Origin of the sequence: Stenotrophomonas sp. ZAC14D2_NAIMI4_7 (assembly GCF_003086675.1) — a bacterium.
Taxonomy (GTDB): Bacteria; Pseudomonadota; Gammaproteobacteria; order Xanthomonadales; family Xanthomonadaceae; genus Stenotrophomonas.
On the sequence record NZ_CP025995.1, the window covers coordinates 724,006 to 749,229 of the forward strand.

Sequence of the window (25,224 nt, forward strand, 5' to 3'; positions counted from 1 at the left end):
CTGCATGACCCGCATCCTGCCGCGCCGGTTGCCCCGCCCGCGCCTGCACGGCAGGCGTGCAGCGGGTCTGTCGCTGCTGGAAATGCTGCTGGTGATCGCGTTGATCGCCGCCATCGGCCTGATCACTGCCGCCGGTCTGTCGCGTGGCTTTGCTGGCATGCAGCTGCGCAGTGCCGGCAAGGACATCGCCAACCAGCTGCGCATGGTGCGCGCCCAGGCCATCGCGCGGGGCGAGCCGCAGCGGTTCGTGATCGAACCGGCGCAGCACCGCTGGACCGGTGCCAACCAGCGCCAGGGCACGTTGCCGGAAACGCTGCAGGTGCAGTTCGAAGGCGCCGCCCAGTTGTCCACTGGCGCAGGGCAGGGTGTGATCGAGTTCCATCCGGATGGCGGTGCCAGCGGTGGCCGCATCCGCCTGCAGCGCGACAGCGCCGAATGGCGCATCGACGTGGGCTGGCTGACCGGCGAAGTACGTTCCGGCCCGTGGCAGGCGCAATGAAACGGCGCGCGCGTGGCTTCACCCTGCTGGAAGTGATCGTGGCCTTCGCCCTGCTGGGCCTGGCGCTGACCTTGCTGCTGGGCAGCCTGTCCGGCGGCGCGCGGCAGGTGAAGGATGCCGAGCTGCGCACCCGCGCGGTGCTGCATGCGCAATCGTTGCTGGCCGCCGCCGGGGTGGAGGAACCGTTGCAGGCCGGGCGCCAGCAGGGTGAGTGGGAGCAGGGGCGCTTCCATTGGGAACTGCAGGTGCAGCCCTGGGTGGAACCGCGCGCGGGCAACGTGCCGGTCGCCGATTCCCCCGGCGCGCCCTGGCTGGCCGAACTGCAACTGCAGGTGCGCTGGGGCGATGGTGCGCGCGAGCAGTTGCGCTGGCGCAGTCTGCGCCTGCTGCCGCCGGACCTGGAGCGTGCACGGTGAAACGGCAGGCACGCGGCTTCACCCTGGTGGAAGTGATGCTGGCCACGGTGCTGCTGGCCGGCGGCCTGGCGCTGGCCTTTGCCAGCGTGCGTTCGGCCATGGCGGTCAGCCAGCGTGGCGAACAGATCGCCGCCGACAGCGAGCGCATGCGCGCGGTGCAGGGGCTGCTGCGGCGGCAGTTGAGCGCGGCGTTGCGCAGTCCGATGGAAGTACCCGACCCCACCCGCGAGCCGGTGTACTTCAGTGGTGACGAAAGCGGCATGCAGTTCGTGGCCGATCTGCCTGGCTACCTGGGCCGCGGAGGCCCTTACCTGCATGCGCTGCAGGTAGATGGCCAGGCCGGCGAGCGCCGCCTGTTGCTGGGCCTGGTGCTGCTGCAGGAAGGCGAACAGCTGCCGGAAACCCCGCCGCGCGCGCCGGAAGTGCTGGTCGAGCACCTGCGCGATGTGCAGCTGCGCTACCGCGGCGTGGATGCCGCCAGTGGCCAGATGACCGACTGGTTGCTGCGCTGGGACGATACCCGCCGCCTGCCGCTGCTGGTGGAAGTGCAGGTGCGCCCCGCGCGCGGGCCGGCCTGGCCACCGCTGGTAGTCGCCCTGCGTGCCGGTGGTGCCGCCGGAGGCATCCGATGAGGATCCAGCGCGGGGCCGCGCTGGTGCTGGTGCTGTGGCTGATCGCGCTGATGACCGCTCTGGTGGGCGCATTCGCGCTGACCGCCCGGGTCGAGCACCTGCAGCAGCGGGTGCTGGATGACGACGGGCGCGGGCAGGAACGCGCACGAGCCGGCCTGGAATATGCGCTGATGCGCCTGCGCGCCGATCCGCAGCGCCCGGCCTGGCAGGCCGACGGCCGCACCTACCGGTGGCAGTTCGACGATGCCCGCGTGGATATCCGCGTGGTGGACGAGAACGGCAAGATCAATCTGAATGTCGCCGACGCCGTGCTGCTTACCGCCTTCCTGAAGGCATTGGGCGAAAGCCCCGACGATGCGCAGCGGCTGGCCGGGGCCATCATCGACTGGCGCGATGAGGACAGCCTGCAGCAGCCTGGTGGCGGCGCCGAAGCGCCCGACTACGCAGCGGCCGGCCTGCCGTATGGCCCGCGCAACAAGCGCTTTGAAACCCTGGGCGAACTGCAGCGGGTGCTGGGCATGCGCGCGGCGCTGTACCAGGCCATGCTGCCGCACATCACCCTGTACAGCCGCATGGCGCGGCCCGATCCGCGCTTCGCCACCGCCCCGGTTCTGGCAGCGCTGGGGCTGGACGCCGAGCAGGTATTGGCGCAACGGGCCCAGCAGGAGCGTGACGAAGATTCAGGTGCGGGCACGTCAACCCTTGCCAGCGGCAGCGGCACCTATAGTATCGAGTGCCGCGCCATCGACGGCAGTGGACGCCAGTCGGTTCTGAAGGCGGTGGTACGCAACGGCTCGGGCGGAGTGCCCGGCCAGACCTACACAGTGCTTCGCTGGGAGCAGGGAATGGCAGCAAGATGACAGCATGGCAGGACAGCGTGCGGCAGGTGCAGGGCCGGATCGGCCCTGGCGTCGGCCATTTCCTGCGCTGGTGGCGGCAATCGTTGCTGGCCTGGGTGCCGGCACGCTGGCAGTGGGCGCTGGGCTGGTCGCAGGCACGCCTGCTGCTGCAGCGCGATGGCGACCAGGTGCAGGTCTGGCGTGATGGCAGCGCGGGCCCCGAACGCGTGGTGCGCCTGCCGTGGCCGCTGGCGCCGGCTGATCTGGACCGCGTGCTGGAGCCGCGCCTGCGGCGCCTGCCGCGCGTCTGGCTGCTGCCGGTGGCACAGGTGCTGCGCCGCAGCCTGCGCCTGCCCAGCGCCGCCGCCGATCGCCTGCACGCCGTGGTGGGCTATGAAATCGACCGGCAGACACCCTTCGAAGCCAGCCAGGTCAGCTATGACGTGCGCGCCCTGGGCACGGCCGGCGACGGCCTGCTGCAGCTGGAGCTGGTCGCCTGGCCGCTGCGCCAGCTGGACACCTGGCGCAGCCTTGCCGGTGACTGGGCCGATGCCCTGGCTGGCGTGGATGCCATCGACGAACACGGCCACACACTGCAGGTGAACCTGCTGCCGCCGGCGCAGCGCCAGCGCCGCGTGGATCCCAGCCGTCGCTGGAACCTGCTGTTGGCGGCCGCAGCCTTGATGATGCTGGTGCTGGCCGCGCTGCAGTTGCTGGATAACCGGCGCGACGCCGCCGACGCTCTGCGCGAACAGGTCGAGCGCAGCGCCCGCAGTGCCCGCGGCGTGGCCAGCGAACGCAGCCAGCTGCAGGCGCTGATCGACGGCGCCGCCTTCCTTGAAAAGCAGCGCAGCCAGCGTGCCACCACGGTGGAACTGTGGACTGAGCTGACCCGGCGCCTGCCCGACGGCACCTATCTGGAAAAACTGGCGATCGAGAACAACAGCCTGCAGTTGATCGGGCTCAGTGGGCAGGCATCGCAACTGGTCGCGCTGCTGCAGGATGCGCCGCAGTGGCGCAAGGTGAATCTGACCGGCGTGCTGCAGGCCGACGGCGCCAGCAGTGGCCGCGACCGCTTCACCCTGACCGCCGAACTGCAGCCGTTGCCGGCCGCACCCGTCGCCGCCCCCGCTGCACGCAAGGAGGCGGCCGATGCCGATGCCCAACCCGCGCCGTGACCGCTGGCTGGCGCTGGCCCTGCTGCTGGCCGTGCTGGGCGTGGCTTACCTGCTGCTGGTGCACCCCTGGTTCACCCAGCCGCTGCTGGCCATCAACGAAGACGTGGCCGCGCTGCGCGAACGCCAGCAGCGCGTGCAGGCGCAGCTGCAGCAGCAGCCGCAGATCGAACAACGCTTGAAGGAAACCCGCCAGGTGCTGGAACAGCGCCCCGGCTTCCTGCGCGAAGCCACTGCCGAGGCGGCTGCCGCCGCGCTGGGCGCACGGCTGCAGGATGCGGTGGCCATGGCCAGCCCGGGCAACCGCAGCTGCACGATCAGCAACCGCACGCCGCTGACCGACAACCGACGCGATGCCGAATTCGTGCGCGTGGCCATGCAGGTGCGGCTGCGCTGTGGCGTGGCCGAACTGGCCACCGTACTGCACAGCCTGGAAACCGGCAGTCCGCGCCTGTTCGTGGACAACCTGAACCTGATCGCGCAGCGGTTCCAGCAGTCGGCCAATGAATCCGGCCTGGGCCTGGATGTGTCCTTCGAGCTGGCCGGCTATCTGCTGCCCGGCGCGGCGGCCGACAGCGCAGCGCCGGCGGCTGCCAACGCTGCGGTCGTTGCACCGGAAGCAGCTGCTCCGGTTGAGCCGGCCGCGGATGTCGCGGCCGATGCTGCTGCCGATTCCGATGCAGGGGAGGGCGCCCAATGAAGCTTGATGCGCTACCCCTGCGCACGGGGCTGCTGCTGGCCGTGGCGGGTTGGGCAGGCGCGCTGTGGCTGGCCACTGGCTTCGGCCTGGGCAGCCGCCTGCCAGCGGGCCCGGACGATGCCGGCCGTGCCGCCGCATTGCCCTCGCTGCCGCCACTGGCTCCCGAACGCATGGCCGCGGCCGACAGTTACAGCGCCATCAGCGAACGCCCGTTGTTCGCCGAAGACCGGCGCCCGCGCCCGTATCTGCTGGGCGGCAGCGAACCGGCCGCCAGTGCCGCCCTGCGCCTGACCGGCGTGTTGCTGACCGACAGTTTCAGCATGGCCACCTTCACCACCGAGCAGAACCGTTCGCTGCGCCTGCGCCTGAACGGCGAGGCCGTGGACGGCTGGCAGTTGGTCGCGCTCGAACCGCGCCAGGCCACGGTCATCGGCCCGTCGGGCAACCAGGTGCTGGAACTTGCCACTTTCAACGGGCAGGGCGGTGAACCGCCGACCGTGCTGCGCGGGGCCAACGGCGCGGTGCCGCCGGCAGGCGTGGTGGTGCCGCCACCGCCACCGAGCCCGGCCAGCAGCAGCAACAGCAGCGCACAGCGCCCGGTCGATCTGGCGGCCTCCGCGACTGCCGGTCCGGCGGCGCAGAGCACGTCCGCCGCCAACACCAATGCCAACGGTCCCAGCGAAGCGCAGATGCAGGCCATCCGCGAACGCATCCAGGCCCGTCGCCGTCAGCTGCAGCAGCAACAACAGCAGCAACAACCGTCGCCGCCCACGGGCGATGGCACCAACCGATAGAGTGAATGCATGAACCTGCGTTTCCTTTCTTCCTCGTTCCTCCTTGCGCTGCTGGTCGGCTGCACCACGGTGTCCGGCCCGCACGTGCAGCGCAACGGCAACCCGCAACCCACGCCGCCAGCCGGCCAGGCCGCCGCCGATGCGCAGGTGGCCGAAGGTGATGGCCAGAGCGGCGCGCCGCAGGCGGTCATCCGTCGTGGCAGCGGCACCATGATCAACCGCGAAGCGGCGCGCGCGCCTGCGCCGGCGTTGAATACCGCCAGCAGCGGCAGTGCCACCTTCAATTTCGAGGGCGAATCGGTACACGCGGTGGTCAAGGCCATCCTCGGCGACATGCTGGGCCAGAACTACGTGATCGCACCGGGCGTGCAGGGCACGGTCACCCTGGCCACGCCCAAGCCGGTGTCGCCGGCACAGGCACTGAACCTGCTGGAAATGGTGCTGGGCTGGAACAACGCGCGCATGGTCTACAGCGGCGGCCGCTACAACATCGTCGCCGCCGACCAGGCCCTGGCCGGCACCGTCGCGCCCAGTACCGCACCGGCCTCCAGCGCCCGCGGCTTCGAGGTGCGGGTGGTGCCGCTGCAGTTCATTTCCGCCAGCGAAATGAAGAAGGTGCTGGAGCCGTACGCGCGGCCCAACGCCATCGTCAATGTCGATACCGGGCGCAACGTGATTACCCTGGGCGGCACCCGCGCCGAGCTGGAAAACTACCTGCACACCGTCGAGATCTTCGACGTGGACTGGCTGTCGGGCATGTCGGTGGGCGTGTTCCCGATCCAGTCGGGCAAGGCCGAACAGGTCGCTGCCGATCTGGAGAAAGTCTTCGGCGAAGACAGCAAGACGCCCAGCGCCGGCATGTTGCGTTTCCTGCCGCTGGAAAACGCCAACGCCGTGCTGGTCATCACCCCGCAGGCGCGCTACCTGGACCAGATCCAGCAGTGGCTGGACCGCATCGATACCGCTGGTGGCAGCGCCCGCCTGTTTTCCTACGAACTGCGCTACATCAAGGCCCGTGACCTGGCCCAGCGCCTGTCCGAAGCGTTTGCCAGCAGCAACAACCGCAACAACCGCGGCGGTGCCACCACGCTGGCCCCGGGCGCGCAGCCGATGCAGCTGGACAGCACCGGCCAGACCGACACCCGCACCGACAGCGGCACGCTGGGCGGCACCGGTTCCAGCAGCAGCGGCATGGCCAGCACCATGAACCTGCCGCAGCGCCAGGAAGGCAACATCAGCGTCAGCCTGGACGTGGAAGGCGACACCGTTGGCGTTTCGGCGGTGGAAGAAACCAATGCGCTGCTGGTACGCGCCACCCCGCAGGCCTGGCGGTCGATCCGCGAAGTGATCGAGAAGCTGGACGTCATGCCGCTGCAGGTGCACATCGAAGCGCAGGTGGCCGAAGTTTCGCTGCAGGGCGAACTGAGCTACGGCGTGAACTGGTACTTCGAGAACGCCGTGCAGGGCCAGACCTTCCCTGGCGCCACCGGCGATGCCACCCTGCCCAGCGCCCTGGGCCGCAACGTGTGGGGCACCTTCGCCGGCGCGATCACCGGCAGCGAGGGGCTGGGCTGGACCTTCCTGGGCAAGAACGCCGCCGCGGTGGTCAGCGCGCTGGACAAGGTCACCGACCTGCGCCTGCTGCAGACCCCGTCGATCTTCGTGCGCAACAACGCCGAAGCCACCTTGAACGTGGGTGACAAGGTGCCGATCAGCACGGTGTCGGTGAACACCGGCGTGGGCACCGACAATACCTACAGCCAGGTGCAGTACATCGACACCGGCGTGATCCTGAAGGTGCGCCCGCGGGTGACCCGCGATGGCACGGTGTTCATGGACATCGTGCAGGAAGTGAGCAGCGCCGGCGAAGTGGCGGCCAACTGCGACCCGACCCGCACCCAGTGCAACCCGCGCATTTCCACCCGCAAGCTGTCCACGGAAGCGGCCATCCAGAGTGGCGACACCATCATGCTGGCCGGCCTGATCACCGATTCGGGCACCGATGGCCACAACGGCATTCCTGGCCTGAGCCGGATTCCGGTAGTGGGTGCGCTGTTTGGCAGCAAGACGCGCAACAGCCGTCGTTCGGAAGTGATCGTGCTGTTGACCCCGACAATCGTGCGCAACGGCCAGGAAGCGCGCGCGTTGACCGACGAATACAGCAGCCGCTTCCGCGCCATGGAGCCGATCGCCCCCGGCGCCCGCAAGAAGTAAGGCCGGCAGGGCCTGCGGCCCTGCACCCGCTTCAAGGCAACGGCAACGGCAAAAGCGGGCATTCCGGGGGGGGGGGGCGGGACGGTGTGGGAGTGCGGGGACGCCGCAAGTACGTCCTTGTAGGCTTGGCAGCCGCATCCATGCGGCTGACACCCCGCCCTCAGTGGTAAGGCCGGCAGGGCCTGCGGCCCTGCACCCGCTTCAAGGCAACGGCAACGGCAAAAGCGGGCATTCCGGGGGGGGGGGGGCGGGACGGTGTGGGAGTGCGGGGACGCCGCAAGTACGTCCTTGTAGGCTTGGCAGCCGCATCCATGCGGCTGACACCCCGCCCTCCGACACCGCCCCACCTCTGACAGATTTACGCGGCTGTACGGCGCCTGTCGTTCCGCGCGGCTGTTGGTAGGTGTCGACCTTGGTCGACACATCTGTCAGATATCGAATGAATTCATCCGTGTCGACCAAGGTCGACACCTACCGAGGTAGAGCGCCGTTCGGGCAGATCGCGGCCAACTGTCGAAGGCGGGGTGGGTCCGGTTGCGGGGGTGTCCGCGGCATGGATGCCGCGGCCAAGCCTACATGGACGTATTTACGGCGTCCCCCGCAACCGGACCCACCCCGCCATCCCCCAGCAACCCAGCTTCTGCTGTTGCTCCGGCTCTGGCTCTGGCTTCTGCGGGTGCCGGGTGCAACCCGGCCAGTGCTACCCTTCGCCCAACGACAACCACGGAGGCGGGATGGGGGCGATCGTGTTGTTGCCGCTGGGCGTGGACGATGCCGTACTGGACCGCTGCCTGGCCGCGCTGGATGCCGGTACCGCGCCCGGTACCGCCGTCTGGTTGGCCGACGATGCACAGGCCGGGCCGCGTGCGCAGGCGGTGGTCGAACACTGGCTGGCACATACACCGCTGCAGGCCGAATACACCCGTCGCGCACGACCGCTGGGCGAAGTGGCCCACCTGGATGAAATGCTGCGGGCCTGCGAAGGGCTGGATGTGGCCGTGCTCGCGCCCGACTGCGTGCCAGCCCCCGGTTGGCTGCAACAGCTGCAGGCCTGCTTCGCCCGCGATGCCGCCATCGCCACCGCCACGCCCTGGTGCAACGCCGGCGAAACCGCCGCCTGGCCCCGGCTGGGCGAGATCAATCCGGAACCGGCTGATCCGGTCCTGCTGGCCCACACCTGCGCCGCCTTGCCCAGCCTGCACCCGGAACTGCCTTCGGCGGTGACCCATGCGGTGCTGGTGCGAGGCAACGCGCGCCGCCGCGCGGGTGGCCTGGACGTGGACAGCTACCTGGGCTGGAACGCCGCGCTGGTGGACCTGAGCCTGCGCATGGCAGGCCTGGGCTGGCGCAACGTGCTGTGCGAGAACGCCTTCGTCAGCCGCGCCGGCGAAGCGCCCAGCCGCGAAGGCGACTTGGAAGCACTGGCGGCGCGCTGGCCCGGCTGGATGCCGCGGCTGGCCGACTTCCTGATGCACGACCCGCTGCACGGGTTGCGCCAGGATCTGCAACAGCAGCTGCAGCAGGCGATAATGCCGCGCGGGCAGGGCGACCTGTTCGCCCCACCACCTTCGCCGGAGTTGCCCGCTTGACGTCCGCCATTGCCGCCATCGTTGTGACCTACCAGAGCGGCAGCACCATCGATGCCTGCCTGTCGCGGCTGCGCCAGGCGCAGGACGTGGCCGAAATCCGGGTCATCGACAACGGCTCGCTGGACGACACGCTGGACATCATCCAGCGCCATGCCAGCCACGACGCGCGCGTGCGCTTCATCGGCAATCCGGACAACCCCGGCTTCGCCGCAGCCAACAACCAGGGCGTGGCCGATTCGCACAGTCCTTGGCTGGCCTTCATCAACCCGGACCTGATGGTCGAGCCGGACACCCTGGCCGCGCTGCGCACGCGTGCCGAAGGCCTGGGGGATGCGCTGCTGGGGGTGGAGCAGGTGGACGAGCAGGGCCAGGCCGACGATGCCGTGCGCCGCCGCGATCCGGATTTCCTGGCCATGCTGCGCTCGCCGGGCCGTGGTGGCCGGCTGGCCATTCCGCGTGATCCGCAGCAGACGCTGCAGGTGGTGCCGGCCCTGTCCGGCGCGCTGCTGCTGATGCCGCGCACCCTGTTCGACCGTATCGGCGGCTGGGATGCGGGGTACCGGCTGCATGCCGAAGACCTGGACCTGTGCCGCCGCGTGCGCGATGCCGGCGGGGTAGTGGCCATCGCCAACGATCTGCAGGTTACCCACGTGCGTGGGGTTTCCAGCCGCTCGCGGCCGTTCTTCGTGGAATGGCACAAGCACCGTGGCCTGTGGCGCTACTTCAGCAAGTTCGAGGCGAAGCAGCGCTCGTGGCCGGTGCGCGGGCTGGTATGGGGCGCGATCTGGGCGCATGCGCTGATGCTGGTCCCCCGGTTGCTGCGCAAGGCGTTGTGACCGCCGGGCAGGGGCGGGGTATTTGCCCGATTGCGGGAACGCGATTCACCTGATCGGGCGCATAATGGCGTCATGGCCATCATCCAGTCCCTGCTCGACACCGACCTGTACAAATTCACCATGATGCAGGCGGTGCTGCACCAGTACCCCAGCGCCCAGGTGCAGTACCGGTTCAAGTGCCGCAACCCCGGTATCGACCTGGCGCGCTACATCGAACAGATCGATGAAGAAATCGACCATCTGTGCAGCCTGCGCTTCACCGATGCCGAGCTGGACTACATGCGCGGCCTGCGCTTCGTGAAGCCGGACTTCGCTGACTTCCTCGGCCTGTTCCACCTGGACCGCAAGTACATCCGCCTGCGCCCGTCGCAGACCGTGCCCGGCGAGATCGACCTGGACATCACCGGGCCGTGGCTGCACACCATCCTGTTTGAAGTGCCGCTGCTGGCGATCATCAACGAAGTCTGGTTCCGCAACACCACCACCGCTGATTTCGCCGAGGGCGAGCGCCGCCTGCAGGCCAAGGCCGCGCTGCTGCGCGATACCCCCGGTTTCGAACAGTGCCGCATTGCAGACTATGGTAGCCGCCGGCGCTATTCGCGCGACTGGCATGCACGCCTGCTGCCGCTGCTGCGCGATGCGCTGGGCCCGCAGCTGGTGGGCACCAGCAACGTGCATTTCGCCCGCCTGTACGGCATGACCCCGCACGGCACCATGGCCCACGAGTACCTGCAGGCCTTCCAGGCACTGGGGCCGCGCCTGCGCGATTCGCAGGTGGCGGCGCTGGAATCGTGGGCGCGCGAGTACCGCGGCGACCTGGGCATTGCACTGTCCGACGTGGTCGGGCTGGATGCCTTCCTGCGCGACTTCGACATGTACTTCTGCAAGCTGTTCGACGGCGTGCGCCACGATTCGGGCGACCCGTTCGACTGGGGCGACCGCATGCTGGCGCACTTCCAGCAGCGCCGCGTGGATGCCCGCAGCAAGGTACTGGTGTTCAGCGATGGCCTGGACATCACCAAGGTCATGCGCCTGTACGACTACTTCCGTGGCCGCTGCCAGGTGGCCTTCGGCGTGGGCACGCACCTGACCAACGACCTGGGCCCGACCCCGCTCAACATCGTCATCAAGATGGTCCGCTGCAACGGCCAGCCGGTGGCCAAGCTCAGCGATTCGCCGGGCAAGAGCATGTGCGATGACCCCGGCTACCTGGCCTACCTGCGCCAGGTGTTCGAACTTCCTCCCGCAGAACCGGCGTGAGGCAGCGGCGTGTGCCTTCGGGCGCGCGCGTCAGGTTGACGTGTTGACCATGTGTTGATGCCGCAAGCGTGAAGATCGACGGTATCATGCCGTCCATGCCACGCAATTGTGACGCGCGTCATCAATTGCATCGTTTCCGCTGCAGTTTTTTTCTGCCTGCCCGCCCATGAACCTACAGATCGTTGTCGAAAGGATGTCGGCGTGACGCCGCCGCGGCTGGCCGTGACGGACGTTGCGGCCGAGTTCGTGGAGATGCGCCCGGGCGGCGTGTACTGGGCCGTGGCCGCCGGCAGTGCGCCGGCCGACCTGCTCGGGGCCGGCACGCTGGCGGCCGCGAGCGACGTGCACGAGGCGCTGCTGGTGACCCTGGGGCGCACCGTTGAACCCCTGCTGGCCTTGTTGCAGCCCGACCAGGGGCCGGCACGCGTGCGCCTGTTCCAGCGCTCGCATGCAGGCATGCAGCAGGCACTGCGCAGCCTGCCGGGCGATCTGCCGCGCGCCTCGTCGGCGGCCACTGCGCTCAGCATCGTGCAGTTCCCGGTGGCGGCGCTGGATGGCTGGGACGATGCGCGCCTGGCGCGCTGGTGCCAGCAGTTGCAGCAGTGGGCACAGCGCGCCGGCCAGGTGCTGCTGCTGTTGTGCCACGGCGAAGTGGCCACCCTGGCACCGCGCCTGCTGCCGTTGAACCGCAGCTGCGCGGGCGTGGCCCAGTTGCACCCGCACCGGGGCGCGCTGCAGTTGCTGCTGCACTACTGGGCCAACAGCCATGGCGTGGTGGCCCAGCGGGCATTCGCGGTGGAAGCGGTGGGCAACCAGTTGCAGCGGATCGCCGATGACCAGACCGACGCGGTGAGCGTGGCCGGTGATGGCGGCAGCGACTGTGATCTGTTCCTGGCCCAGGCCGATGTGCTGGAAGGCGCGCCGCCGTTGTCGTCGGCGTGGAAGCTGTACGACGGCTGGGCGGGGTTGATGCCGGCCGCGCTGCGCGCCAACGAAGCCACGGTGGTGCTGGCCATCAATGAAAACGCGCAGGTGGATGCCCTGGCCCGTCTGCTGCACCGCCTGCGCCGCGAGCGCGGCGATGCGCTGAAGCTGGTGGTGCGCGAGCTGCAGCCCTGCCTGCGCTATGCCGACGAACGCCTGCTGCTGCAGTGTGGTGGCAGCCTGGTGGTGCCGGCGCACACGCCGCTGCCGCGCCTGCTGACCCTGCTTGATGCCGTGCAGCGCCAGCGCTGGCAGGGGCAACTGGCCGATGACCCGGAACCGCTGATCCGCTCGCACCGGCCGCCGCCGATCAGTGGCCTGGTCAGCGTGGCCCGCTTCCGCCAGATTGCCGGCGAGCGCATCGATCTGGATGGCAGCGCCGTGGAAAGCGCGGTGCTGGCGCTGCAGCCGGTGGCCGGCCTGCGCGCCGAACAGACCCTGCAGCAGCTGCGCATCCGTCGCCAGGGCGATGTGGTCTGCGTGTACCGCGGGCAGGTTCGGTTGTTCCTGTTCGGCTGTCGCCGCGATGCCATCGAGCAGGCGCTGTCCAATCTGTTCCGCCTGCCGTGGCGCGAACTGTTCGACGGCTACCAGCGCTTGGCCGAATACGATCTGGCCTCGATGAATGCCACCGGCAGCGACCCCGAAGCCGAGCCGTTGCCGCCCCCTGACGCCACGCCCGAGGCGGCGCCGGTGCAGGTGGCGACGTTTGCTGAACCGAAGCCACTGCGGCTGGGAGAGGATGCATGACCACCGACCAGCAGCTGTGGACGTTGATCGTTGCCTGCGCGGTACTGATGATTCCCTTTGGCGCCATGCTGGGTGCGCTCTGGCGCATGGCGCGCCGCGCCGTGCAGCGCCTGCTGCCGCCGCGCCAGCTGCGCCGCGTGGGCGTGCGCCAGCGTGCGCCGCGGAGGCCTGCATGAGCCCGCAGCCGTTGCCCGCTTCGCCCTTCGCCTGGGCCGACCTGCGCGGTTGGAACCTGTATTTCCTGTCCAAGGTGGCGCTGGCCTGGATGGGCGCGCTCAACCTGAAGCTGCTGCCCAACCTGCTGTTCCTGGCCGCGCTGCTGGTGCCGCTGCGCTGGCGCTGGGCGCGCATTGCGCGCACGGTGGTGGCGGTGCCGGTGGGCGTGGCCCTGTATTACCAGGACACCTGGTGGCCGCCGTTCCAGCGCCTGCTGGCGCAGCCGGGCGTGCTGGATTTTTCCGCCGACTACTGGCTGGAGCTGGCGCAGCGCTTCATCAACTGGCAGATGGTGGCGGTGCTGTCGCTGCTGGTGGTGGGCTACGTACTGCTGAAGCCGTGGCTGCGGGTGACCACGCTGAGCGTGCTGGGCATGCTCGGCATGGCCGTGCTGGCCCTGCCATTGCCGGCGGGCTGGAACTGGGGGCAGGGCCAGGCGGTGGCGGCCACCGGCACCGGCGGCGCAGCCACGCGCGCGCTGGCACCGGCCAGCAACGATACGCTCAACGCCTGGCTGGCCAGCTTCTACCAGCAGCAGGCCACGCTGAAGACCACGTTCCCGGCGCCGGCCAGCGGCGCACCGTTCGACGTCATCATCCTCAACATCTGCTCGCTGGCCTGGAGCGACCTGGATGAAGTCGGCCTGCGCCAGAACAACCTGCTGGACCACATGGACGTGGTGTTCGACGATTTCAATTCGGCTACCGCCTACAGCGGCCCGGCGGCGATCCGCCTGCTGCGCGCCAGCTGCGGCCAGACCTCGCATACCGCGCTGTTCGACCCGGTGCCGGCCGAATGCCAGTTGTTCTCCAACCTGCAGCGGCTGGGCTTCCAGAGCGAACTGGCGATGAACCACGACGGCCACTTCGATGATTTCATCGGCGAACTGTCGCGCTACGGTGGCCTGCAGGCCAAGCCGATGGATATCAGCGGCTTCCCGCGTGCACTGGTGGCGTTCGACAAGTCGCCGCTGCGCCGCGACGGTGACGTGCTGATGGGCTGGCTGAAACAGCGTCAGGCCGAATCCAGCCCGCAGGTGGCCCTGTTCTACAACACCATCTCGCTGCACGACGGCAACCGCATCGTCGGCGCCGATGGCCGTGCCGCTGCCGCCGATTACAAAGCGCGCGCGAACATGGTGCTGGGCGACATGGCCGGTTTCGTCGATGCGGTGGAAAAGAGCGGGCGCCGCGCGATGATCGTGGTCGTGCCCGAGCATGGCGCGGCCCTGCACGGTGATCGCATGCAGATTCCGGGCATGCGCGAGATTCCCAGCCCGTCCATCACCCATGTGCCGGTGGGGGTGAAGCTGGTCGGCATGGGCGCGCCGGCCGCAGGTGGCCCGCGCCACGTGCCCGAACCCAGCAGTTTCCTCGCCATTTCCGAACTGGTGTCGCGCGTGTATGCGTTGAACGCGCAGTCGCCGCCGGCCGACCGGGACTGGAACAGCCTGCTGCAGGGCCTGCCGCAGACCCCATCGGTTTCGGAAAACGAAGGCGCCAAGGTCATCGATTACGACGGCAAGCCGTGGCTGCAGCTGCAGGGCAGCCAGACCTGGAGCCCCTACCCGGAGGACAAGCGCTGATGGCTGACATCCTGGCGGTGCCTGCCACCCTGTCGGTGGAAGAGGACGACATCGACCTGCTGCGCCGCAGCCTGGCGATGCCGGACATGCGGTACGTGGATTTTTCCGCGAACAACGAGCGCGCCCAGGCACTGGCGCGCTGGCCGCTGCTGGCCGAGCTGGAGCGCCTGCCATGACGTTGACCCTGTCATTGCAGGGCGTGCGCGGCGGCACCGGGGTGACCACGGTGCTGGCTGCATTGGGCCAGGCGCTGCATGCGCAGGGCCAGCGTGTGCTGCTGGTGGAAATGAGCCCGGACCAGATGCTGGGCCTGCACCTGGGCCTGGCCGCCGGCGAGCGCGCCGGCTGGGGCCGCGCGCAGTTGGACGGCGCTGACTGGCGCGCGGCGGCATTTGCCTGCGCAGCCGGGCTGGCCGTGCTGCCCTATGGCCAGGTCGATGCCAGCGAAGCCCTGCAGCTGGAACACGCGTTGGCGGCAGCGCCGCAGACCTGGGCCGAGCGCCTGCCCACGCTGTCGGCACAGTTTGACTGCGTGCTGTTCGATCTGCCGCAGCGCCTGCCCGCGCATGCGGCGGCCATCAACACCCACGCCGCCTGCCGCCTGCCGTTGCGGCTGGCCTGCGTTGACCCGGCCAGCCATGTGCAGCTGCACCGCCAGCGCGAGGACGGCCGGCGCCTGCTGGTGAACCGCTACGACCCGGCCGTGCAGGTGCAGCGCGACCTGATGCAGCTGTGGCTGCACAGCCATGGCGCCGGCCTGCTGCCGCAGCCGCTGCACGAGGATGCGCAGGTGCCGGCGGCGCTGGCCAGCAAGCAGCCGTTGGGCCAGCATGCGGCCGATTCGCTGGCCGCTGCCGATGTGCAGGGGCTGGCCCTGTGGTGCCTGGCGGAAGCGGCGCGCCTGCGACAGGCGGAGGCTGGCCGGCGATGATGAGCCAGCGGGTCTATTACCTGGACTGGGGGCGGCTGCGCCACCGCGTGCATGCGGCCTGGCCGACCCGCGCGGTGCTGTGGCTGCTGCAGGCCCTGGGCTGGGCGCTGCTGCGCCTGGAAGGACCCGCCTGGCAGGGCCTGGCACCACGGCTGCGCGCCGCCTTCCCGCAGCTGCAGGGCGACCGCCGCTGGCGCCCGGGTGACCCGATCCGTCTGCTGGTGCAGGCGCTGTGGCTGTCGGTGGTGCGCCTGGTGCCGCGCCGATCGCTGCGCCGGCAGCGACTGGCGCGCGCACGCCAGCAGCGCATCGCCGAACTGCGCGGCGCGGCCGGTCGCGGCCACGTGCGTTACCTGCGCACCATGCGCGATGCCCCCAAGGATGTGTGGAACAGCCGGTTCATGGCCTGGGCCGGCGAGCGCGCGCGCGCGCTGTCGCCGCGCGCGCGGCGCTGGGTGACGGCCGCCATCGGTGTTGCCACCCTGGGGCTGGCGCTGCTGTGCGTCACCCAGCCCTTCAGTTACCTGGCGCAGTTCGTGTTCGTGCTGTTGCTCTGGGCCATCGCCTTGCTGGTGCGGCGCATGCAGGGGCGCTACGCCACCCTGGTGCTGGTGGTGCTGTCGATCACCGTGTCCTGCCGTTACCTGTGGTGGCGCTACACCGCCACGTTGAACTGGAACAGCACCTTCGACCTGGTCTGTGGCCTGATCCTGCTGGCTGCCGAAACCTATTCCTGGCTGGTGCTGATGCTGGGCTACGTGCAGGTGGCCTGGCCGCTGCGCCGGCGCCCGGCCCCCCTGCCGGCCGACGTACGGCAGTGGCCCACCGTCGACGTGCTCATTCCCACCTACAACGAAGACCTGTCGCTGGTGCGGCATACGGTCTACGCCGCGATGGGCCTGGACTGGCCGGCCGACAAGCTGCGCATCCATATCCTGGACGACGGCAAGCGCGAGGAATTCCGCGCATTCGCCGAACAGACCGGGGTGAACTACATCACCCGCACCGACAATCGCCACGCCAAGGCCGGCAACCTGAACCATGCGCTGACGCTGATCGACGGTGAACTGGTCGCCATCTTCGACTGCGACCACCTGCCGGTGCGTTCGTTCCTGCAGGTCACCTGCGGCTGGTTCGGCCGCGATCCCAAGCTGGCGCTGGTGCAGACCCCGCACCACTTCTTCTCGGCCGACCCGTTCGAACGCAACCTGCAGGTGTTCCGCAGCGATCCCAACGAAGGCGAGCTGTTCTACGGCCTGGTGCAGGACGGTAATGACCTGTGGAACGCCGCCTTCTTCTGCGGTTCGTGTGCGGTCATCCGCCGCGAGGCGATCGATGCCATTGGTGGCTTCGCTACCGAAACCGTCACCGAAGATGCGCACACCGCGCTGCGGCTGCACCGCAATGGCTGGAACTCGGCCTACCTGCGCATTCCGCAGGCGGCGGGCCTGGCCACCGACAGCCTGGGCGCGCACGTGAACCAGCGCATCCGCTGGGCACGCGGCATGGTGCAGATCTTCCGCATCGACAATCCACTGATCGGCAAGGGCCTGAGCCTGTTCCAGCGGTTCTGCTACGCCAACGCCATGCTGCACTTCCTGGCCGGTATTCCGCGCCTGGTGTTCCTGACCGCGCCGCTGGCGTTCCTGCTGCTGCACGTCTACATCATCTATGCGCCGGCACTGGCCATCCTGCTGTTCGTGGTGCCGCACATGGCCCATGCCAGCCTGACCAACGCGCGTATCCAGGGCAAGTACCGTCGCCCGTTCTGGGGCGAGGTGTACGAGACCGTGCTTGCCTGGTACATCGCGCGGCCGACCACGGTGGCCTTGTTCAGCCCCGGCCGCGGCAAGTTCAACGTGACCGACAAGGGCGGCACCCAGGATGGCGACCGCTTCGACTGGCGCGTGGCACGACCATACCTGGTGCTGGCGCTGCTGAACGTGGCCGGCCTGTGCTTCGCGGTCTGGCGCTTCATGCACGGCCCGGTCGATGAGCGCGGCACGGTGATCGTCAGTTCGCTGTGGGTGCTGTACAACCTGCTGATCATCGGCGGCGCGCTGGCGGTAGCCGCCGAAGTGCAGCAGGTGCGGCGCACGCACCGCGTCACCACGCACCTGCCGATGGCCCTGCAGGTGCCCGATGGGCGTCGCCTGCGCGGCGTGCTGCAGGACTATTCCAACGACGGCGTGGGCGTGGAGCTGGGCAACGACCCCGGCCTGGCCGAGGGTGCGCGGGTGCACGTGCTGCTGGGCCGTGGCCGCCGCGAGTTTGCTTTCCCGGCGCGCGTGCAGCGCACCATGGGCCACCGCCTGGGCCTGCTGCTGCAGTTCGACAGCGAACGCCAGCGCGTGGAATTCGCCCAATGCACCTTCGCCCGCGCCGATGCCTGGCTTGACTGGCATGCCGGCTACCAGCCCAAGAGCCTGCCGCGCAGCCTGTGGAGTGTGCTGGTGCTGGGCTGGCGGGGTTACCGGCGGATGGGCGATTTCGCCCCGTTCGACCTCGACCGGCCCGTGCACTGGAGCCGGCGCCTGCTGCGCTGGATGGCCAGCTTCGCTCCGCAACGTCCGCTTCCCTCCCACCCGGCTGACCCAGCCGCTGACCCAGGGCTTCGTCCATGAGCATTTCCTCTCCTCTGCGCTGGCTGCTGCTGCCGTTGCTGGCCCTGCCGGTCGCTTCGGGCAACAGTGCCCCCGCGCCGGCCCGCCTGCCCGCGACCACCGGGTCCACGCCTGACACCGCACCGGCGCAGGTGGCGGTACCCACGCCGGTGAATGCCGCCGTGGTACCCGCGCCGCGGCCGGAACCGGCGCAGGCCGAAACCTGGGCGGGCAGTGCCTGGCCGTGGCAGCGCCAAAGCACCTTTGCCGAGCTGGGCCGCCGCCAGGATGTGCTGCTGTCGGGCGTGCGCAACACCACCACGCTGGAATTCCAGGTGCGCCGCGATCGCCTGGCGCGCGAAGCCGAGCTGGACCTGAGCTTCACCCCGTCGCCGTCGCTGCTGCCGACGCTGTCGCATCTGCGGGTGTATCTGAATGACGCGATGATGGGCGTGGTGCCGATCAGCAACGACCAGCTGGGGCGCCCGGTGCAGGCCAAGCTGCCGCTGGACGCGCGCCTGATCGCCGATTTCAACCAGGTGCGGCTGGAGTTCGTCGGCCACTACACCGATATCTGCGAAGAGCCCACTCACAGTTCGCTGTGGGTGAATGTATCCAGCAACAGCACGCTGCGCCTGGGCGGCCAGCCGCTGGCCATGCAGGACGACCTGGCCAACTTCCCGCTGCCGTTCTTCGATCCGCGCGACACCGCGCGGCTGGAACTGCCGGTGGTCTACGGCACCGCGCCGACCCTGGCGCAGCAGCGTGCCGGCGCGATCATGGCCTCGTACTTCGGCAGCCTGGCCGGCTGGTGGCGGCAGGCGCGCTTCCCGGTCAGCTTCGGTGCGCTCCCGGACAAGGGCCATGCCGTGGTGCTGGCAGTGAACGGCAAGTTCCCGCCGGTGATCGCCAACCACGCGCCGGTGCAGGGCCCGGTGGTGGAACTGATGGCGCTGCCGGACGACCCGCAGCGCAAGCTGCTGCTGGTGCTGGGCCGCAACGACGATGACCTGCAGAAGGCCGTGGCTGCAATGGCCGCGGGCAACGTGCTGTTCCGCGGCAAGCAGGTAGCGATTGACCAGATCAAGCCGCTGGCCCCGCGCAAGCCGTACGACGCGCCGAACTGGGTGCGCACCGACCGTGCCGTGCGCCTGGGTGAACTGCTGGATTACCCGCAGCAGCTGCACGCCAACGGCGTGGCGCCGCAGCCGATTACTCTCAACCTCAACCTGCCGCCGGATCTGTTCATCTGGCGCAACCAGGGCATCCCGCTGAACCTGCGCTACCGTTACACGCCGCCGTTCGGCAGCGACGAATCGCGGTTGGGCGTGGCCATCAACGACCAGTTCATTTCCAGCTTCCCGCTGGTGCGCCGCAACGGCAAGCAGGGCCTGGAAGAAATCCGCCTGCCGGTACTGGCCGGTGATGCCGGTGCCGACGCGGGGCGTCTGCTGATTCCGTCGCTGAAGCTGGGCGACCGCAACCAGCTGCGCTTCGATTTCAACTTCGCCAGCGTGATGGGCAGTGCCCAGCGCGACCATTGCCAGACCGTGCTGCCGCCGAACCTGCAGGCGGCGATCGAAGAAGATTCGACCATCGATTTCTCCGGCTTCCACCACTACATGGGCCTGCCGGACCTGTCCGCGTTCGCACTCAGCGGTTTCCCCTTCACCCGCATGGCCGATCTGTCTGAAACGGTGGTGCTGGTGCCGGCGCAGGCCAGCGAAGCGCAGGCCACCCTGTTGCTGAACCTGGTGGGCGGGCTGGGCGTGCAGACCGGTTACCCCGCCTACGGGCTGCGCCTGTCCAACGATTGGAAGCAGGCCAGCACGTTGGACGCGGACCTGTTGATGCTGGGCGCACTGCCCGATGAGCTGCGCGGCAGCGACCAGCTTTCGCTGCTGATCGACGCCCAGCGCACGCGCCTGTTGAACGGCCAGTCGCCGTCGCCGCAGCAGGCAATGGAACAGGCCCGCCGTGGCAGCCGCCAGGGTGACCCGGCGGTGACCGAAGTGGCGGTGACTGCCGATGCACCGTTCGCCGCCATCGTCGGCCTGCAGTCGCCCCACCACGCGCAGCGCAGCATCGTCTCGCTGGCTGCCAGTGGCGCGGCCGACTACGGCCTGCTGGACGATGCGCTCAGTGACACCGGCAAGCGCCAGGCCATCGCCGGTTCGGTGGCGATCCTGCGCACCTCGGGCATCCACAGCCAGTTCGTGGGCGAGCACTACTACGTCGGCTCGCTGCCGTGGTGGTTGCTGCTCTGGTATCACCTGGCCGACCACCCGGCGTTGCTGGCGGTGCTGGCAACGGTGGTGGTGCTGATGGTCGCCTTCCTGCTGTGGCGCGCACTGCGCTGGGTGGCTGCCAAGCGGTTGGGCCCGGACCACTGATGGCACGCGCGCGGCATCCGCTGGTCGCCGCCTCCGGCCTGGTCCTGCTGGGCCTGGCCGGCGTTGGCGCGTGCCAGGCGCAGGCGCTGCCGGCCACGCCGGGCGGCACCGTGGCCGAGCAGCGGCAATGGCTGCTGGAACAGGTACGCATTGGCGAAGCCAGCGGCCGCCAGGGCCTGATCGAAGACGCGCTGGCGCGGCTGCGCATGCTGGCCCCGGATGACCGCAGCACGCTGCTGGCGATCCTGGAAGTGCAGCTGTCGCAGCAGAAGATGGCCGACGCCGATGCCACCCTGCAGCGCCTGCGCCAGCTGGGTGCGGGCAGCCGCGAACTGGTCGCCGGTGAGCGCCTGTGGCGGGCGTACCGTGGCGATCTGCAGCAGGACCTGCAGCAGGCGCGGCTGTTCGCCGCCGGTGGCCGCAGCGACGAAGCACTGGTGATCTATCGCCGCCTGTTCAATGACGATCCGCCCGGCCTGCAGTTGGGCCTGGAGTACTGGCGCCTGCGCGGCGCGCAGGCCGATGGCCGCGCGCTGGCGATCCGCGAGCTGAGTGCGCTGGACCGCAGCTATCCGGGCAATACCGCGCTGCTGCAGACGCTGTCGCAGCTGCTGTTCGCCGCTGGTCGCGATGCCGAGGCGCTGGCCGCGCTGGAGCGCATGGGGCGCAACCCCGAAGCGCGCACGCTGGCTGCCGATGCCGAATGGGACTTCCTGCAGGACCAGCCGGCCGACGATGCCAATGTGCGCCGGCTGCAGGCCTTCATCACCCGCAATCCGAACTTCAACGACATCGCGCTGGTGCGCGAGCGCTATGCCGACCAGCACAAGCGGGTAAGCGATCCGGCCTGGCGAGCCGGCCTGCGCGGCCAGCAGCTGCTGGATCGCGAGCGCAATGCCGAGGCCGAGCGGGCGTTCGTGCAGGCGCTGCGCGGCTACCCGCGCGAAGCCGAATTCCTGGGCGGGCTGGGCATGGCGGTGATGCGGCAGGGGCGCCGCGAACAGGCCATCAGCTATTTCCAGCGTGCCGTGCAGGCCACGCCGGCCGGTGACAGCACCGACAAGTGGACCGACCTGCTGGCCAGTACGCGTTACTGGCTGCTGCTGGACCAGGCCGAAGCGGCACTGGCCAGTGGCAGCGTGGATCAGGCGCAGGCGCTGTACGAGCGTGCGCGCCGCCAGCAACCCGGTGAGATCAATGCACAGCTGGGGCTGGTGGACGTGGCCGTGGCCCGTGGCGACGATGCCGGCGCCGAACGCCTGCTGCTGGCCGCGCAGCGCCGCGCACCGCGCGATGCCAATGTGATCCGCAAGCTGGTGCAGCTGTATGGGCGCACCGATCCGCAGCGTCTGGAAAGCTTCATTCATTCGTTGCCGGCCGCGCAGCAGAAACTGTATGCCGAAGACCTGAGGCAACTGCAGATCAGCCGGCTGCGCGAGCGCCGCGAACAGGCGCTGGCCGCCGGCGATGCCGCCACTGCAATCAGTCTGGGCCAGCAGTTGCGCCAGGAGCTGCCCGGCGATGCGTGGCTGGCCTATGCATTGGGCAATGAACTGCGCAGCGCTGGCCGCGACGACGACGCCGATGCGGTGGTGGCCGACATGGCCGCGCGCAATGACAGCAGCGAAGCGCGCTATGCGCAGGCCTTGTACCTGTCCGGCAGCGATCGCCTGCCGCAGGCGCTGGCGGTGCTGGACAGCGTGCCGCGCGAGCGCTGGGACGATGACATGCGCGCGCTGTCGCAGCGCCTGCAGCGGCAGCAACTGGTGGAACACCTGTGGGAGCTGCGCGCGCAGGGCCGCGAGCCCGAAGCCATCGCATTGCTGCAGCAGCAACCACCCAGTGCCGACAACGACCTGCTGCTGGCCGAATGGGCACGCCTGCGCGGTGATGCGGCACAGGCACTGCATTACTACCAGCAGGTGCTGGCCGCGCAACCGGACAACCTGGATGCCCAGTTGGGCCAGGTGCAGGCGTGGATCGCGCAGGGCGATCTGCCGCGTGCGCGCCAGCAGATGCACGACGCGCCGCCGCAGGTGGCCGACGATGCGCTGGGCCAGCAGCGGCAGTTGGCCGGCATCTGGACCGACCTGCATGAGAATGCGCGCGCGCTGCAGATCCTGCGCGGGCTGCTGGCGCGCAAGACCGAAGCCGATGCGCAGTCCTGGCGCGATGCGGCGCGGCTGGTGCGTGCCGACGACCCCGAGCAGGCGCTGGACATGTATGCCCAGGCCATGGCCGACAACGGCCTGCTGGCCCCGGCGCAGGCGACGCCGCGCGACAACCGCGCGCTCACCCTGGCCAGCCGCCAGACCGGGGGCGATGACTGGCTGCGCAGCAGCCTGCGCAGCGACGTGGACACGCTGTACCAGCAGCAGAACCCAACGCTGACGGTGATGCAGGATTCCGGCCGCCGCAGCGATGGCACGCCGGGCCTGTCACGGCTCTCGCGTGACACCCGCATCGCCCACCTGGACGCACCGTTTGCCGGTGGCCTGGGCTGGGCGCGCATCGAGCAGGTGCACTTCGATGCGGGCCGGTTCCAGACCGGCGACGATGGCACCTTCGACGAAGATTTCGGCAGCTGCGATCTGGATCTGCTGCAGGCCGATGGCACGGAACTGCGCGCGCCCGGCTGCAGCCGCTTCGTGCACCAGCGGCGCACTTCCGGTGCCGGTTTCGCCGTGGGCTGGCGCACCCTGGACGACCGCTGGAACATCGACCTGGGCCATACCCCGTCCAACTACGTGGTGGGTAATTGGCTGGGTGGAGTCACCCTGAACGGTGACCTGGGCCGGCTGGGCTGGGGCGCCACGGTGTCGCGCCGGCCGATGACCAATTCACTGCTGTCCCAGGCCGGCGCCGTGGACCCGCGCAGTGGCATTGCCTGGGGCGGGGTCACCGCCAATGGCGTGACCTTCAGCCTGGGCTACGACGAAGGTGGCCGCAACGGCATCTGGTCAAACTGGAGCTGGCACCGCCTGACCGGTCGCAACGTGGAAGACAACACCCGCGCCCGGGCGATGGCCGGCTGGTACCACAAGCTGATCCAACGCCCGGACATGCGCCTGGACGTGGGCACCACGGCCATGTACTGGCGTTACCAGAAAGACCTGGGCGGTTATTCGCTGGGGCAGGCCGGTTACTACAGCCCGCAGCGCTATGCCTCGCTCAGCCTGCCCGCCAGCTTCGCCTGGCGCAGCGACAACTGGTCGCTGCGCGTGGATGCGTCCTTCAGCGTGTCCAGTGCACGCACTGCATCCATCAGCCGCTATCCCGACCAGGCCCTGATCGAGCGGGTGATCGCCCAGCTGGAGCCGCAGTACGGCCCGCTCACGCTCGACCCGGATGGCCTGTACACCAGCAGTGGTCGCAGCAGCGGTACTGGCTCGCGCCTGTACGCGGCGGTGGAACGGCGCCTGGGCGACCACTTCGTGCTGGGCGCGGCCGGTACGCTGCAGCGCAGCCGCGATTTTTCGCCGAACACTTTCCAGCTGTATCTGCGCTATACCCTGAAGCCGTGGCAGGGCAACCTGCCGTTGCCGGTGTCCCCGCTGGTGCCCTATGGCGAATTCCGCTGATCCGCAGCGCCGCCGCCTGCTGCAGGTGGCCGCGACCCTGCCGCTGCTGGCCCATGCCGGCGTGCATGCGCAGCCCGCGCCGCGCTGGCCGGCCTGGCAGGTACTGCTGGCCAGCAGCCTGAGCCGCGACGGGCGCATGATCGACCGCAGCCAGGACGACCAGCGCACCACGTCCGAAGGGCAGTCCTATGCGCTGTTCTTTGCCCTGGTGGACAACGACCAGGCCTTGTTCGACCGGGTGCTGGCCTGGACCCAGGACAACCTGGCCGGCGGTGACATGGCCGCGCGCCTGCCGGCCTGGCTGTGGGGGCGCGATGGCAAGGGCGTCTGGCGCGTGCTGGACGACAACCCCGCCTCCGATTCCGATCTGTGGCTGGCCTACGCGCTGCTGGAAGGCGCGCGGCTGTGGCGGCGGCCGGCATTGCAGGTGATCGGCCAGGGCATGCTGGCGCAGGTGCGTGCGCGCGAAATCGTCGAACTGGATGGGCTGGGGGCGATGCTGCTGCCCGGCCCGCAGGGGTTCATCGAAGATGACGCCACGCGGGTCAATCCCAGCTACCTGCCATTGCCGTTGCTGCGGCGCTTCGCCGCCGTGGACAAGCAGGGGCCGTGGCAGGCGCTGGCCCGCAACACGGTGGCGCTGCTGCAGCAGACCAGCCCGCACGGCTTCGCGCCGGACTGGGCGGCCTGGCGCAAGGGCGCGTTCGTGGTGGATCCGGTGAAGGGCCCGGTGGGCGGCTACGATGCCATCCGCTGCTATGCCTGGGCCGGCATGACCGCCGCGCGCGACCCGCTGTTCCGGCCGCAGCTGCAGGCGTTGTCTGGCCCGCTGCAGCGCCTGCGCAGCGGTAGCGCGATGTGGGAAAAGGTGGATACCCGCAGCGGGCAAGGGCAGGGCGAAGGCAATTACGGGTTCCGTGCCGCGCTGCTGCCGTATTTTCAGGCGCAGGGCGAAACACAGCAGGCGCAGGCGTTGTTGGCCAGCCTGCCAACGGTGGAACAGCAACGCAGCGCCGAGCCGGCCTACTACACGCAGATGCTTACCCTGTTCGGCCGCGGCTGGATGGAAGGCCGCTGGCGCTTCGCCGCCGACGGCCGCCTGCAGCCGCGTTGGTAGGGGCACAACGCGGGGTCAGAGCCCTTTGCGCCGCAAAGGGATCTGACCCCAGCCGCAGCCGACGGGGTCGGATCCCGTTGCACAGCAACGGGCTCTGACCCCAACTGCAA

General features: G+C 69.4%; 20 protein-coding genes. All 20 read left to right on the forward strand.

What is annotated here, in order from left to right; genetic code table 11:
- Positions 1-4: 4 nt before the first annotated feature.
- Positions 5-499 (forward strand): GspH/FimT family pseudopilin, encoded by a 495-nt coding sequence (locus C1922_RS03225; protein ID WP_108748473.1) that lies wholly within the window; start codon positions 5-7, stop codon positions 497-499.
- Positions 496-915 carry a prepilin-type N-terminal cleavage/methylation domain-containing protein gene (locus tag C1922_RS03230; RefSeq protein WP_108748474.1) on the forward strand — a complete coding sequence of 140 codons (420 nt, stop codon included), beginning with the start codon at positions 496-498 and terminating at the stop codon, positions 913-915. Before C1922_RS03225 ends, C1922_RS03230 begins: the two co-directional genes overlap by 4 nt.
- A complete protein-coding gene (locus tag C1922_RS03235) occupies positions 912-1,547 on the forward strand; it encodes a type II secretion system protein J (RefSeq protein WP_108748475.1) in 636 nt (211 codons plus the stop codon). Before C1922_RS03230 ends, C1922_RS03235 begins: the two co-directional genes overlap by 4 nt.
- The gene (locus C1922_RS03240; protein WP_108748476.1) at positions 1,544-2,407 is read left to right on the forward strand and encodes a general secretion pathway protein GspK; all 864 of its coding nucleotides are present in this window, start codon (positions 1,544-1,546) and stop codon (positions 2,405-2,407) included. The genes C1922_RS03235 and C1922_RS03240 overlap by 4 nt, the downstream gene beginning before the upstream one ends.
- A complete protein-coding gene (locus C1922_RS03245; RefSeq protein ID WP_108748477.1) occupies positions 2,404-3,564 on the forward strand; it encodes a PilN domain-containing protein in 1,161 nt (386 codons plus the stop codon). Before C1922_RS03240 ends, C1922_RS03245 begins: the two co-directional genes overlap by 4 nt.
- Positions 3,545-4,261 (forward strand): type II secretion system protein GspM, encoded by a 717-nt coding sequence (gene gspM / locus C1922_RS03250; protein WP_108751465.1) that lies wholly within the window; start codon positions 3,545-3,547, stop codon positions 4,259-4,261. The genes C1922_RS03245 and gspM overlap by 20 nt, the downstream gene beginning before the upstream one ends.
- On the forward strand, positions 4,258-5,055 hold the full coding sequence (locus tag C1922_RS03255; RefSeq protein ID WP_108748478.1) for a general secretion pathway protein GspN: 798 nt from the start codon (positions 4,258-4,260) through the stop codon (positions 5,053-5,055). Before gspM ends, C1922_RS03255 begins: the two co-directional genes overlap by 4 nt.
- 9 nt (positions 5,056-5,064) lie before the next feature.
- Complete coding sequence (gspD, locus tag C1922_RS03260; RefSeq protein WP_108748479.1) at positions 5,065-7,269, forward strand: type II secretion system secretin GspD; 2,205 nt, start codon at positions 5,065-5,067, stop codon at positions 7,267-7,269.
- A 734-nt stretch (positions 7,270-8,003) separates the two neighbouring features.
- Complete coding sequence (locus C1922_RS03265) at positions 8,004-8,858, forward strand: glycosyltransferase (protein ID WP_108748480.1); 855 nt, start codon at positions 8,004-8,006, stop codon at positions 8,856-8,858.
- Positions 8,855-9,694 (forward strand): glycosyltransferase family 2 protein, encoded by an 840-nt coding sequence (locus tag C1922_RS03270; RefSeq protein WP_108748481.1) that lies wholly within the window; start codon positions 8,855-8,857, stop codon positions 9,692-9,694. Before C1922_RS03265 ends, C1922_RS03270 begins: the two co-directional genes overlap by 4 nt.
- Before the next feature lie 72 nt (positions 9,695-9,766).
- Complete coding sequence (pncB, locus tag C1922_RS03275) at positions 9,767-10,954, forward strand: nicotinate phosphoribosyltransferase (protein ID WP_108748482.1); 1,188 nt, start codon at positions 9,767-9,769, stop codon at positions 10,952-10,954.
- Positions 10,955-11,155: 201 nt separating this feature from the next.
- On the forward strand, positions 11,156-12,688 hold the full coding sequence (locus C1922_RS03280; RefSeq protein ID WP_108748483.1) for a BcsE family c-di-GMP-binding protein: 1,533 nt from the start codon (positions 11,156-11,158) through the stop codon (positions 12,686-12,688).
- Positions 12,685-12,864 (forward strand): cellulose biosynthesis protein BcsF, encoded by a 180-nt coding sequence (gene bcsF, locus C1922_RS03285; protein ID WP_108748484.1) that lies wholly within the window; start codon positions 12,685-12,687, stop codon positions 12,862-12,864. Before C1922_RS03280 ends, bcsF begins: the two co-directional genes overlap by 4 nt.
- The gene (gene bcsG, locus C1922_RS03290) at positions 12,861-14,489 is read left to right on the forward strand and encodes a cellulose biosynthesis protein BcsG (RefSeq protein ID WP_108748485.1); all 1,629 of its coding nucleotides are present in this window, start codon (positions 12,861-12,863) and stop codon (positions 14,487-14,489) included. Before bcsF ends, bcsG begins: the two co-directional genes overlap by 4 nt.
- Positions 14,489-14,665, forward strand: coding sequence for a cellulose biosynthesis protein BcsR (bcsR, locus tag C1922_RS03295; RefSeq protein WP_108748486.1), 177 nt, complete (start codon positions 14,489-14,491; stop codon positions 14,663-14,665). The genes bcsG and bcsR overlap by 1 nt, the downstream gene beginning before the upstream one ends.
- The gene (gene bcsQ, locus C1922_RS03300) at positions 14,662-15,420 is read left to right on the forward strand and encodes a cellulose biosynthesis protein BcsQ (protein WP_108748487.1); all 759 of its coding nucleotides are present in this window, start codon (positions 14,662-14,664) and stop codon (positions 15,418-15,420) included. The genes bcsR and bcsQ overlap by 4 nt, the downstream gene beginning before the upstream one ends.
- Complete coding sequence (bcsA, locus tag C1922_RS03305; protein WP_108748488.1) at positions 15,420-18,044, forward strand: UDP-forming cellulose synthase catalytic subunit; 2,625 nt, start codon at positions 15,420-15,422, stop codon at positions 18,042-18,044. The genes bcsQ and bcsA overlap by 1 nt, the downstream gene beginning before the upstream one ends.
- Positions 18,041-20,416: a cellulose biosynthesis cyclic di-GMP-binding regulatory protein BcsB gene (gene bcsB, locus C1922_RS03310; protein ID WP_108748489.1), complete on the forward strand. Its 2,376-nt coding sequence runs from the start codon at positions 18,041-18,043 to the stop codon at positions 20,414-20,416. Before bcsA ends, bcsB begins: the two co-directional genes overlap by 4 nt.
- Complete coding sequence (gene bcsC / locus C1922_RS03315) at positions 20,416-23,997, forward strand: cellulose synthase complex outer membrane protein BcsC (RefSeq protein WP_108748490.1); 3,582 nt, start codon at positions 20,416-20,418, stop codon at positions 23,995-23,997. Before bcsB ends, bcsC begins: the two co-directional genes overlap by 1 nt.
- A complete protein-coding gene (gene bcsZ / locus C1922_RS03320; RefSeq protein ID WP_108748491.1) occupies positions 23,981-25,114 on the forward strand; it encodes a cellulose synthase complex periplasmic endoglucanase BcsZ in 1,134 nt (377 codons plus the stop codon). Before bcsC ends, bcsZ begins: the two co-directional genes overlap by 17 nt.
- The last annotated feature ends 110 nt before the right edge of the window (positions 25,115-25,224 follow it).

Excerpts from the sequence above, each read along its gene's own strand:
- bcsB (WP_108748489.1), top strand. The coding sequence starts at position 18,041 with ATGAGCATTTCCTCTCCTCTGCGCTGGCTGCTGCTGCCGTTGCTGGCC.
- C1922_RS03240 (WP_108748476.1), top strand. The coding sequence starts at position 1,544 with ATGAGGATCCAGCGCGGGGCCGCGCTGGTGCTGGTGCTGTGGCTGATC.
- gspM (WP_108751465.1), top strand. The coding sequence starts at position 3,545 with ATGCCCAACCCGCGCCGTGACCGCTGGCTGGCGCTGGCCCTGCTGCTG.
- bcsQ (WP_108748487.1), top strand. The coding sequence starts at position 14,662 with ATGACGTTGACCCTGTCATTGCAGGGCGTGCGCGGCGGCACCGGGGTG.
- bcsZ (WP_108748491.1), top strand. The coding sequence starts at position 23,981 with ATGGCGAATTCCGCTGATCCGCAGCGCCGCCGCCTGCTGCAGGTGGCC.
- C1922_RS03255 (WP_108748478.1), top strand. The coding sequence starts at position 4,258 with ATGAAGCTTGATGCGCTACCCCTGCGCACGGGGCTGCTGCTGGCCGTG.
- bcsF (WP_108748484.1), top strand. The coding sequence starts at position 12,685 with ATGACCACCGACCAGCAGCTGTGGACGTTGATCGTTGCCTGCGCGGTA.
- gspD (WP_108748479.1), top strand. The coding sequence starts at position 5,065 with ATGAACCTGCGTTTCCTTTCTTCCTCGTTCCTCCTTGCGCTGCTGGTC.
- C1922_RS03225 (WP_108748473.1), top strand. The coding sequence starts at position 5 with ATGACCCGCATCCTGCCGCGCCGGTTGCCCCGCCCGCGCCTGCACGGC.
- bcsC (WP_108748490.1), top strand. The coding sequence starts at position 20,416 with ATGGCACGCGCGCGGCATCCGCTGGTCGCCGCCTCCGGCCTGGTCCTG.
- pncB (WP_108748482.1), top strand. The coding sequence starts at position 9,767 with ATGGCCATCATCCAGTCCCTGCTCGACACCGACCTGTACAAATTCACC.
- bcsR (WP_108748486.1), top strand. The coding sequence starts at position 14,489 with ATGGCTGACATCCTGGCGGTGCCTGCCACCCTGTCGGTGGAAGAGGAC.
- C1922_RS03245 (WP_108748477.1), top strand. The coding sequence starts at position 2,404 with ATGACAGCATGGCAGGACAGCGTGCGGCAGGTGCAGGGCCGGATCGGC.
- C1922_RS03265 (WP_108748480.1), top strand. The coding sequence starts at position 8,004 with ATGGGGGCGATCGTGTTGTTGCCGCTGGGCGTGGACGATGCCGTACTG.
- C1922_RS03230 (WP_108748474.1), top strand. The coding sequence starts at position 496 with ATGAAACGGCGCGCGCGTGGCTTCACCCTGCTGGAAGTGATCGTGGCC.
- bcsA (WP_108748488.1), top strand. The coding sequence starts at position 15,420 with ATGAGCCAGCGGGTCTATTACCTGGACTGGGGGCGGCTGCGCCACCGC.
- bcsG (WP_108748485.1), top strand. The coding sequence starts at position 12,861 with ATGAGCCCGCAGCCGTTGCCCGCTTCGCCCTTCGCCTGGGCCGACCTG.